Source organism: Chitinophaga sp. 9-1-y, assembly GCF_059511905.2.
Genome location: NZ_CM197955.1, coordinates 1277809 through 1289558, shown reverse-complemented (window position 1 = coordinate 1289558; position 11750 = coordinate 1277809). Strand labels below are relative to the sequence as shown.

At 45.9% G+C, this 11750-nt stretch carries 6 protein-coding genes; all 6 read right to left on the bottom strand.

Annotation, left to right across the window (positions count from 1 at the left end; all coding sequences use genetic code 11):
- Positions 1-8: 8 nt before the first annotated feature.
- A complete protein-coding gene (locus AC5ZC7_RS05170) occupies positions 9-3248 on the bottom strand; it encodes a SusC/RagA family TonB-linked outer membrane protein (protein WP_496160661.1) in 3240 nt (1079 codons plus the stop codon).
- A 32-nt stretch (positions 3249-3280) separates the two neighbouring features.
- Positions 3281-4318, bottom strand: coding sequence for a DUF5007 domain-containing protein (locus AC5ZC7_RS05165; RefSeq protein ID WP_496160662.1), 1038 nt, complete (start codon positions 4316-4318; stop codon positions 3281-3283).
- A 6-nt stretch (positions 4319-4324) separates the two neighbouring features.
- Positions 4325-5464 carry a carbohydrate-binding protein gene (locus AC5ZC7_RS05160; RefSeq protein WP_496160663.1) on the bottom strand — a complete coding sequence of 380 codons (1140 nt, stop codon included), beginning with the start codon at positions 5462-5464 and terminating at the stop codon, positions 4325-4327.
- A gap of 11 nt (positions 5465-5475) precedes the next feature.
- Positions 5476-6960 carry a RagB/SusD family nutrient uptake outer membrane protein gene (locus AC5ZC7_RS05155; protein ID WP_496160664.1) on the bottom strand — a complete coding sequence of 495 codons (1485 nt, stop codon included), beginning with the start codon at positions 6958-6960 and terminating at the stop codon, positions 5476-5478.
- Positions 6961-6977: 17 nt separating this feature from the next.
- On the bottom strand, positions 6978-9977 hold the full coding sequence (locus tag AC5ZC7_RS05150) for a SusC/RagA family TonB-linked outer membrane protein (protein ID WP_496160665.1): 3000 nt from the start codon (positions 9975-9977) through the stop codon (positions 6978-6980).
- An 804-nt stretch (positions 9978-10781) separates the two neighbouring features.
- Positions 10782-11744 (bottom strand): polyprenyl synthetase family protein, encoded by a 963-nt coding sequence (locus tag AC5ZC7_RS05145; protein WP_496160666.1) that lies wholly within the window; start codon positions 11742-11744, stop codon positions 10782-10784.
- Between the last annotated feature and the right edge of the window lie 6 nt (positions 11745-11750).

Here is an 11750-nt window from a genome sequence, read left to right as displayed (position 1 = left end):
AAACGTGATTAAAATTGAGCGCCTATACCAAAGGTGAAACTGCTGGCAGCAGGATATCCATTGATATCATCCCTTCCCAATGAGGTAACCGTTTCCGGGTTAGGACCGGAATATTTGGAGAAGATGGCCACATTATAAGCGGTGAAATATGCCCGCAATACCCGTAGCTTCAAGCGCTTCATAAAATCAAAATTGCGGAACTGGTATGCCATGGTCACCTGGTTAATCTTAAAGTAAGATCCATCTTCCATTACCAGGCTTTGACTCATACGGTTAGGTTGTACCAGCATATCGTGATCAAACGAGCCTACAATAGCCGGACGGGAAGCCACATCGCCCGGGCGTTTCCAGTAATCCAACCGGCTGATATCATAGAGGTTTACCGGCCCTTCTGCTACACCCGTGATCTTCTGTTCACCCGGCGCCTGCAAACGGTAAATTCTCGCCGCAATGGCATTATTCATAATGCTACGATCGAGCAGGTAAGTGCAGTATACACTCAATGATAAGTTGTGATAGCTGAACGTATTATTAAAACCACCGGTTACCAATGGCTCAGGATTTCCCATGATCACATAGTCCGCGTCGCTCAATGCATAGTCGCCATTCAAATCCCTCCAGATAGGATCTCCTGCCTGGAAAAACTGCGAACCTGGTCCTGCACCTGCTTTGTAACGCACTCCCCTCACAGGATCAATGGGTACATCGGCAGTACTTTTATACACGCCATCTGTCTGGAATAAAAAGTTACTCTGTGGATTTCTACCTACCCGCAAAGCAATGAACTGTTTGTTCCTGTCATCTGTAGAAGAGAGGAAAAATTGCGAGCCTCCCGGTAATTCTGTTAACACGCCCCTGTTATATGCACCATTTATGCTCACGGTCCATTGAAAGCCCAGGGGATTCACATGCACCACCGGCCGGGCAGTAATGGACAGCTCGTGTCCATAGTTTACAATGGCGCCACCATTTACCTGCATCTTTTTATAACCAGTGGAGTTAGGTAAATACGCATCTCTTACCAGGTTATAGTTGTTCTTGTAATAAGTGTCGTAAATCACTTCTATACGGCCTTTGAATAAGCCCAGGTCTACCCCGAAATTGAATTGCGATGATTTCTCCGGCTCCATGGAAGGATTCGCTAACATGTCAAACTCAGGTATAGTAGCGATGTTGTTGTTATACCCGGACACACTTTTATACACACCCAGCGAATTCAAAATTGTAGCCGTAGGGCGACTGTTCAAACCATAGGTCACACGAACAGATCCATAGTCCAGCCAGTTCAAACGGCGCATCAGATTTTCTTTGTTGAAGTTCCAACGGAAACCTACCGAAGGGTTTTTCGTATAGGGATTGTTGATACCCGCTGCTGAACTTCCATCCAGCCGGTAAGCCAAATCCACACTATATTTGGTATGATAGTTATACGACAGGAAACCCGCCCACGAAGCAGCATGATACACATAAGATACCGGCGTACCATTTACATTTACTTCATTGGCATTGTTCCAGACGTTGCCCGGATAAAAGCGGGGAGAATAACCACGTGGTCCCCAGTAATAATCATTCGGACCGTTGCGCACATCTCTCACATGCTGGTCATCTGACTTGATATTTATTTCGCTGAAAACACTCGCGTAAACATTGTTCCCTTTCTCCAGGTCCGTTTTATTGGAACTATAGCTATAGTTCACGCCGTTACGGGTGTTCAGTTCATCATGCCGGCCTACAAAGCCATACAACTGGGTGGCATTGTTATTGGAAAACGACATTTTAAACTGATCCCTGGTATCTGTATAGTAATCGTAGGAGGTGGTGGAATTGATCCGCAGGTTATTGATAATTTCATAGTCTACATCCACGAAACCGCGGAAGTTGATGGTATTATTATCATCCACATTATTCTCGTATCCATCCAATTGCGGATTACCTATAAACTTGGAAGGACCTGGTAACAAGGAAGTGGTAAAGGCATCGCCGGCGCCGTTGTTGGTAAGCCCGCCACCATTGCCGCGCTGCTTTTGTCCCAAGGCACTGAATAACTGTGCCCCGATGCGCAGCTTTTTACTTGGCTGCATATTCAACTGCATATTCAGGCTGTACTTATTAAAACCGGTATTCTTCAATACTCCCTGGTTCATCTGGTAGGCAAAGTTGGCTTTATAGTTCATCTTGATATTACCACCGCTTACCTGTACGTTGTTGTTGGTATTAACCGTTGTCTGATAAAACAATCCCTGCCAGTTGGTAGAGTTGTTGTAAAAACTATTCAGGCTGTCTGTCAGGAACAAGGCGTCCAGGTCTGATAACCGGTTTCTCGCATCCTGTATATCGCGGGAGTTGGCGAGGATGGAATTAATACGATACTGCCGTTCGGTGTTACCTCCAATGGTAGGCCGCAGCTTAGGCGGAAAGTTCACGAAAATGCTGCTGTTCACATCAATGATAGGTGTGGGAGAATTACCACGTTTGGTAGTGACTACAATTACACCATTAGCGCCACGGGAACCATACAAGGCGGTGGCCTGCGCATCTTTCATCACTTCAATAGACTGCACATCTTCCGGTGGAATCAGCGCCAGTGGGCCGGTGGCTGCACCCGGCTGTAACATCGACTGGGAAATACCACCGTCGAAATCTACCGGCACATTGTCTATTACCAGTAAAGGGTTATTACTGGCCAGGTACGCCTGATCACCACTACCGCTTACATTCAGCTGAGATACTCCTCTAACGGACATGGTACCACGAAAACCCGGCGCGCCGGAGTTATTCTGGATATTCAACCCCGCTACTTTACCCTGCAATAATTCCTGGATATTGGATACCGGCACGTCCTGCAAATCCTTCCCGGAAATAACGGCCACCGAACCTGATACCGTTTCTTTGGTACGCTTCTGGTAACCCACTACCACCGTTTCTTTCAACGATTTATTCTCCGCTGCAAGGGTCACATTCAACACACCTGACTTGTTCGTTTTTACTGTTTCAAACCGGTAGCCGATATAACGGAACTGGATCGCTAAATCCGGCGCTGCTTTAATCGTAAAATGACCCGTAGGATCTGTTACACCCAATCCCTTATTATTCTTGACATCAATAATGGTAACGCCCGGAATACCTTCTTTGGAAGCAGCATCCGTTACTCTACCTTTTACAGTAATAGCCTCCTGGGCATATACCGTATAACTGGCGCCTGCCAATAGCAGGAACATGACCAGCAATATGAAGTACCGTTTATTCATGGCACAGAAATTTTAATGTTTTCAGAATAGGATTAGTCGTTGGCAAACTTGGGACTCACGTTAAACTTGAAAATCACATCCCAACTGCCCGGCTCAAAAATGGCGAGCTGCATCCCCAGTGCGGCCTGCGTGCGTACCCCATAGGATACCCGCTCATAAATGAATCCAATACTGGCCACTTCACTAACCCCTACATCTGCCAGCACCGGAAACGGATTGGTAATATCCCAGGTCACTACCGTACTATCATTCGTCATTTTCCGGTTGAAGGCAAAAGGCACCATCTCCTGGATCGTATTACTCCGGTATACCAGGCTATCCCACCTGGTGATGTTGAAAGCGGGCAAACGAATAGGCACAGAATCTGCATCGAAAAACTTCATGGAAAGCGTATTCTTACCGGTACCTGTTTTCCGGAAATAAACGGTTACATTTTCTGCTACAATGTTATTATTTAGTTTATCCTTCACTCCTATCAATACCGTGGGATGCAGGATGCCGCCCTTATCCAGCGGTTTCCTTAACCCGGTAAAATCATCAAATTCATAAGGTTCGTATGGACGCGGAAGTGCCAGCTGCAGCTTCCTTTTCTGAAAGGTTTTTTGACCACCATTGTTCTTCACAAAGATGTCGAAGGTGTAAGTGCCTGGTTTTATTTTAGAGGTATCAGTGGTCCAGAAAATAAGGTCGCCTGAATTAGGCCGGATATCTAGCAGTGGCCGTTTTACCAGTATGCGCTTGGCATTGATTTCTTCCACACTTTTCTCCTTACCACTATAATATTCTTTCCATTGCCAGGTATTCACTTCCTCTCTTAATGCCGGTACAGGCATCCCATTTTTATCTGCAATATTTTGTAGTTCGAACGTGAGTGGCTGGGTAGAATAATCGGGATTAAACTTGCCATAGAACACGTTGGTACGGCCAAAATTAGCGGCATACAGATCGCCGTCGAAGCTGGCATTGTTGCTGAAATGGTCTTTATCTTTTGGCAACAGACTTTTGTAACAGCTACTTACCAATAGCGTAAGCAAGCCGGCCAAAGCATATTTATATATTTGCGGGTACATGGCGGATTAGTTTATTTTAGTGAGAATAACACGATGCAAATTCAGATTGGCCTTCTTGATCATCACTTTCATCAGGTGCTTGCCTGCTGGTAAGGTAGCAGTGCCAATAGCGCTCTTCCAGTTTTGCCAGCCACCGGTGCCGGGAATCGCAATTTCATCAGACACTTTTACGTCATCTATCATCAGGTAAATAATCCCCCCGCCATTACCAGCTATCCGCAAGTCCACTTTGTATTGCCCGGCTTCCTTGATATTCACGGTATATCTTACCCAGTCGCCATCACTGGTCCAACCGATGTTATAGGCACCTCCGGGACTTACTTGTGTATCACCATCGGAGCAGTTCTCGGTACCAGGTGCGTCCGGCCGGTAAGCATGGTTACCGCCGCCATTGTTGTAATGAAAAGCGATGTTGGCAGGACCTTCATCGTAGTCGGCGGCGTTGATAATACCCGGTATCTCCAGCGGATAGCCCAGGTACGGGCCTTGTATCGGTTCGAGCGACTTAGGATATGCTTTCCCTACAAAAGAGGTGAAACCGAATACATGCCGGGTTTCCAGGATATGCATCAGTCCATTATTCGTTTTGATATCCACGTTCTGTGTAAGCGCAGTAGACCAGTCTTTAATAAACCGGGAACCATTTCTATCGCTGAACATCACGACTTCCGTACCGCCGCCTACGGCGCCGGAAGCATTGGTACGACTTATTTTCCCGTTCATATCATGCTCGTATAATGATATGAGGTCTACACCATCGGCATAACGCAGGGAATCGGCATCTACAATACCAGGTAAAATGTAGCGGCGTAAGAGGCTATCCCATACCTTCAGAGGAATGCTATCCATCGTCCAGTTACCGGGATCGCCTAAACGAATCCGCGCGATATTAACATTACGCATAGCGGTTTCTATACTATTGTCCTGTGGTATAAAAAAAGTGACCTTCTGGTTTTTTAAGACGTCGGTAAGCTGTACCTTATCAATGATCCATAGCAATGAATCATACAACGTGCCCTGTTGCTTCAGGAAGTCGTAAGTGCTTACTCCCACGTCAGATACAGGCTTCGCATGGCGATACTCCTGCATTCCCTTTTTGCAGGCAAAACATCCGGTGATAGCCAGCAGTAATAAAATCTTTTTCATGGCAGTGATGATTATTTCCAGAAATTATTTTGTGTGAGTGCAGGATTGTTAGATAATGCATCCTGTGATATCGGCCAGAAAGCTGCTCCTTTGTCTACATCTGCCTGTGTAAGCGGCGTGTATTGAGGAATACGTTTGAAATGCACGAGATCATACCAATACCAGCCCTCGCCCATCAGCTCCCGCCGACGTTCCAACAAAATGGCATCCAGCAATGCTTCTCCGCTTAATGAGCTATTTACATTTTTTAGGGAGCGACTGCTACGGATACGGTTCAGGTCTTTCTGTGCGTCCGCAGCTCTTCCCAGGCGGGCTTTCGCTTCTGCACGCAAGAGGTATAATTCTTCATAGCGGAACACAATAATGCAGGAAGAATACATTTTCAATACCGGGTTCGTTACACTGGTATTAATCTGTTTCATCTTGAAAAAGATGGGATAAGTATCATCCAGCTTGGTGAAGAAGTAGGCCGGGCGCTGTTCATGAGGTTCGTTATAAATTTTCAATATGGTATCACGGGGAACATATATCTCCGACTCACGTTTAGGGATATACGGATCCCGCAGCGTCCAGTCTTCCAACTGACCAGTGGAAGAAATCTCCGCGTGGTCAAAGTTCATATCCACCTGGAAAATATTACAGTCGTAACGTCCGCGGAAAGCACCATCCAGCTTGGTCAGGTCATTTACGTTTACAAAGTTGTAGCCGCTGTTGGAGGTGGTATTCACCACGATGTCTGCATACTCCAGTGCTTTATCATACTGGCCCTGCCAGCTATAAATATGCGCCAGCAACGTATATACCATCCCTTTAGTGATGGTGATCGACTTATGATGCGATTCCCCCTGGCCACGGTATTCCCCTTGTTGTTCGGGCGACTTCCCATCATATCTCCAGGGTAATCCGTCAATACAGGTTTTGGCCTCCGCCGCGGCAAAGTCCAGCACTTTCTCCCACTTCTCGCGGGCAATCGTTTTGGGGGTACCATCTGCTGCTTTGGTAACCAGTGGTACATCTCCCCAGATCCTTACAATATAGTAATAGAGGAAAGCACGGATATAGATGGCTTGTGAGATATCCAGTGTCAGATCGTTTTGTGAATACCGGTAATCCGATTTAGTCACCTGTGGTAATTTGGCTATCGTGAGATTGCATTGGGCGATAGCAGCATAAAATCTGCGCCAGTCACGCCATTGTGCCATAGTGGTAAACGTGGCATTCAGGTTACTTTCCACTACTGCTTTCAGGTCGCCCCTTTTGGAAGATTGGAAATCCCCTGCCCGCAAATCGCCGTATACCCAGTGTGCATTTTCGTTACACATGGCGGCTCGCATCAGTGCATAACAGGCCGACAATCCCGCACGGGCATCATTCTTTGTCTGCCACATATTTTCTTCTGACAATGCCCTGCGGGCAGGCACGTCCAGCATCTTTTTACAAGATAACATACCTACCGCCAGGCATAATAATATTCCGGCAACAGCAATATTTTTCATGATCAGGTATTTTAACATCAGAATTGAAAATTGAAGCCCAGGGTGAAAGTGCGCGGGGCCGACCAGTTGTAATAACCTTCATCGTAACCGAAATAGCTGACTGCTTCCGGATCACCACCTTTGTAATTAGTCCAGGTAAGCAGGTTATTACCGGTGGCGTATATCCGCAGGTGATCTACACCGGATCTTTTCATCCAGGGCGTATGCAGGTTGTAGGCCAGCGTTACCGCACGCAGCTTCACGTAGGAAGCATTCTCAAGGAATAGCGTTTGATTGGGCTGATACGCATATACTGCGCTCCAGGGATTATACTGCGGAATTTTATTGTAGTCGCCCGGTACCTTAGACCACCAGCTGATTTCTTTGATACCTTTCGGATCATCAATGCCTTCCCGGTTAGCAAAATCGAAACGATCTGCCAACACCTGGTTGATAACCTGACGGCCAAAAGCATAATTCAATAATATATTCAACTCCCATTCGTCGTAATGAAACGTATTGGTAAACCCGCCCTGTGCAGCCGCTACCATGCGTCCCTTCATCACCCGGTCTTTATCATTGATATCAAAGTTGCCGTCCAGATCTTTCCATTTAGGATCTCCTTTTTGCAGTGCTACGCCCAGGTAAGATAATTTCTTACCGGTAGCGGGGTTCACAGGTACTTCTGCATCTGAATTATAAATGCCCTCATTCATCAGCAGCCAGTAGCGGTCAATCGGCTTGCCCACCATGAAACGGCGACTGCCGATCACCAGGTTGGTAAGGCCATCCGGTAAGGCGATCAATTTATTCTGGTTCGTGTATACATTGATACCTGTAGTCCATTGGAATTTTTTATTCCGGATCACATCTGCCGCAATGGATAATTCATAACCGTAGTTGCGGATATCCATGCCGTTCTTTACAATACCATTAAAGCCTTCTTCTTCGATGGTAGGGATTTTCAGCACCAGGTTCCTGTCTGTTTTGGAATACACATCCAGCGACGCCCGCACACGGTCATGAAACAAGCCAATGTCAATACCTCCGTTTAACTGCTCCACTACCGGCCAGGAAATACCGGGGGTAATATACCCGGTAGTATAAGCAGCATTAATCGCCGGGAAAGCGTTGTAGGTCGACATATTCGGTACGCCATTCCAACCAGCGTCCACGTCATAGATGGCGCCGGATTTATAGATTTCATCCATCATCAGGCGCCCTACACGGCCCCAACTACCTCTTACATTCAGATTGCTCAGCCAGTCTATACCGCTGGCAAAAGCTTCATTGGTCACCTTCCAGGAAGCAGATAAGGTAGGCGATACCAGCCAGCGGTGATCCGCACCGAGATAAGAAGTACCATCTCTTCTTACATACAGTGTTACAAAATATTTTCCGTCGTAATTGTAGCCAACGTTGGTATAGAAAGAAGCCAGTCTCGACTGGGTAAAATCTTTCGTGTTAAACATCAGCCGGAAGTTGCCGAAACGCCCGGGCTTATTATTGTCATCTCCCGGCTGGTATATCTTCACAAAATCACTGGATCCTTTGTAAGCACGGCCATAGTCGTAGCGCCATTTATCCCACTGGCTGTATTGTCCAAGACTGATGTCCAGGTGATGTTTACCGGAAAAAGTATTTTCATAATGCAGGGAGTTATCAAGGAGTAGCCGTTTATTCAGCCCATCAAAATTGGAGACATAACTATTTCCTTCCCCCAAAGCAGTGGGCACAAAAAAGTCACGGAAGTTTTGGCCGTAGTCAATCGCAAAACGGGTGTTCCAGGAAAAATGCGACAAAAAGCTATACTTCACATTCGCAATAATGCGGGCGGAGTTATTCTTGTTGCGGTTAATGGTATTATCCAGGTCTGCGTAATATTGTTGGAGGTAAGATTTATTGGGAGATGGAGGCGCGTCATAGCTAAACAGGTAATCTTCGTCTCCTGCGCGGTCGCGGATAAATTCGTTACGCTTGCGATTCAGGTTGGCAATGGCCACATATGTGCTAAACACGAGGTTCCGCACCGGCTGGATGTTGATACCAAAATTAACATCATAGCGACGGATACCAGTTTTATCATATACGCCCTGTTGCGACATCTGCCCAATGCTAAAGCGGAAGTTGGCATAAGGCGTACCGCCGCTTACCGCGGCCTGTATACCATCTGTAAATCCGTTCCTTACATACAAGTCATCCCAGTTTGCCGGCCCAAAATACCGGGCCTGCGAGGAGTCTGCGAGGTAGCGGGGGAAATTGCGCCATTGTGTTTCATCCGCATACTTATGGTAAAAGGGCAAACGAAAATCACTTTCATATTTTCCATTCACCGCATCTACCGACGGACGTAAAGACACACCGGCATAAGCATTGACCGATACCTTCATAGGACCCACGCGGGGTGCTTTGGTAACAATATTAATAACGCCATTCGCCGCATTGGGTCCGTATTTCGCACTGGCAGCGAAGTCTTTCAATACTTCAATGCTTTCAATGTCGTTGACATCCAGGAAAGACAACAGGTTGGTTTCTGTGCCCATCCTGTTAAAATCAAAACGCTGTATGTCATAAGCAAACGCATGATCCATGATCAGCGGCACCCCATCTACCACGTAAGTAGGTTGCGCATAAAAGATATCGCGGTTGCTTAGTAACAAAGAGGCCGTACCACGAATAAATACGCTGTTTCGTTTGCCCGGTTCAGCGGAAGGCGTTCGTATATCCACTCCCGTTACCCTCCCTATCAACATCTGGTCAAGACTGGTATAGGGCATTTTTTTAACTTCCATCATATTCACGGAAGAAACCGCGCCATTCGGACTGGTTTTAAAAAAGAGTTCATTGTTGGGAATATATCCCATGGTGTCTCTTTTGGAAGAAGATACTCTGGAAAAGGCCAGTGAGTCGGCGTTTACGGCGACCGTATCTTTTGCCTTTTTATACAGCGTACTCTGTGCCTGTGTATTGGTAGCAACCAGGCACACCGCTGCAAAAAGATACATACCCTTGTGCAGGATCAGGTAAATGTGTTTCATACATGCAGTGTTTAGGCATGAAAATCCCATGGCGTAAAGAAGCTTTACACCAGCAGTAGTGTTGTTTTCGACATATAGGGGCATAGCAAGCCCTGCTCCTTTTCAGGAGTATGCCATTTACGGTTAGTTTAGAGATAGTTAGGGTTAAGGCAGCGCAATATACTATCAGGCCCAGGTGGTATACCGCATGAGCGTAATAATGATAACATATAAACCGCGAAAACGTAACGTATCAGCCACTTTTAGGGGCAGCGTGCATCCCTAACAGGTTGCGATGAACGATGAGTCATGGAACAAAAGATTAACGTGAAATTTTTAAATCGGTCTGGAACTTCTTTTGGTTTTCAATAATTGTTAATACTAACAAACAGCGGGGAAGCTACAGGAAGCACGGGTCGGGTTCACACTGTCTATGAGTACTATCAATGCTCTTTAAATTCTGGTTGTTTATTTAACGCTACATACCAAATGTAATTAGCTAAAAGGATTTTTCATAGCTTTTTGCTAAAAATTTTTCAAAAATTAATCCGCGGAAAAGCCAAAAGTGGAGAGGGAAAAGCCAAAAGCAATGGACCAGTGCGGATTTTGTCTTTGTACAGGATTAGACTGATTATACTGATTTTATTTTTTTGACTAAAAAGACCAGGGAAGAGAGATGAAGGTACTATTCACCTCTCTTCCCTAAAGTATACCTATCTTTCAAAATTCTAAAAATAAAAATCGGGAAAATCATATAATCAGTCTAATCCTGTACAAAGACAAAATTCGCACTGGTCAATCATTTCAATAGGCATCCCCTGTTCACTAATAAGCCCGATCGGTAGTATACCGTACTAACTCTTCCAGGGCTGCACGAACAGGCGAAGCAGGGAACGTGTATAATAAAGCAAATGCTTCATCACGGTAAGCCATCATTTTCTCCGCAGCATATTGCAGTCCGCCTGATTGGTTAACTATGTTGACTACAAAATTTACCTGCTCTTTATCCGTGTGCTGATGTTTAACAATGTGGAGTATCTTTTTCTTTAACAGGGGATCTGCATGTTTTACAGTATAAATAAGCGGCAGGGTTACTTTCTTCTCTTTAATATCGTTGCCGGTAGGTTTACCAATATCGGCAGTTCCATAATCAAACAGGTCATCTTTTAATTGAAAGGCCATGCCTACCTTTTGGCCGAAGTTGTGCAGTGTTTGCACTACCGCCGGATCTGTAGCCGTAGAAGAAGCACCTGCGGCACAGGCCGCCGCCAGGAAAGAAGCGGTTTTGGCGTTGATCAGGTCGAAATAATCCGATTCTTCAAAGCTCAGTTTATTCGCTTTGGTCATCTGCAATAATTCTCCTTCTATCATTTGCTGTATAGCATCCGCATAAATTTTCAGCAGGCCTGGATCATTATTGTCGAGTGCCAGCAGTACACCTTTGGTAAAAAGCTGGTCACCTACCATCACGGATACACGATTTTTCCACAGGGCATTCACAGAAAAAGCACCCCGGCGCTTCATCGCATCATCTACCATATCATCGTGCACCAGGGAGGCCGTATGTAATATCTCTACCAGCAAAGCAGCCCGGTAACTGCCGTCATTGATGGCGCCGCATAAACGGGCGCAAAGCAACACGAACATAGGTCGCATCTGTTTGCCCTTATGGGCAACAATATCTGCCATGATCCTGTTCAGCAACGCTACATCGCTTTGCATGGCATGATTAAATATTTCCTCAAATTGCTGTAATTCGCTACCTATCGTTTCCCTGGCTAACTGCATTGTAAA

Bases quoted from the DNA above. Each gene is read 5' to 3' on its own strand.
- AC5ZC7_RS05155 (WP_496160664.1), bottom strand. From the start codon at position 6,960: ATGAAAAATATTGCTGTTGCCGGAATATTATTATGCCTGGCGGTAGGT.
- AC5ZC7_RS05170 (WP_496160661.1), bottom strand. From the start codon at position 3,248: ATGAATAAACGGTACTTCATATTGCTGGTCATGTTCCTGCTATTGGCA.
- AC5ZC7_RS05165 (WP_496160662.1), bottom strand. From the start codon at position 4,318: ATGTACCCGCAAATATATAAATATGCTTTGGCCGGCTTGCTTACGCTA.
- AC5ZC7_RS05160 (WP_496160663.1), bottom strand. From the start codon at position 5,464: ATGAAAAAGATTTTATTACTGCTGGCTATCACCGGATGTTTTGCCTGC.
- AC5ZC7_RS05150 (WP_496160665.1), bottom strand. From the start codon at position 9,977: ATGAAACACATTTACCTGATCCTGCACAAGGGTATGTATCTTTTTGCA.
- AC5ZC7_RS05145 (WP_496160666.1), bottom strand. From the start codon at position 11,744: ATGCAGTTAGCCAGGGAAACGATAGGTAGCGAATTACAGCAATTTGAG.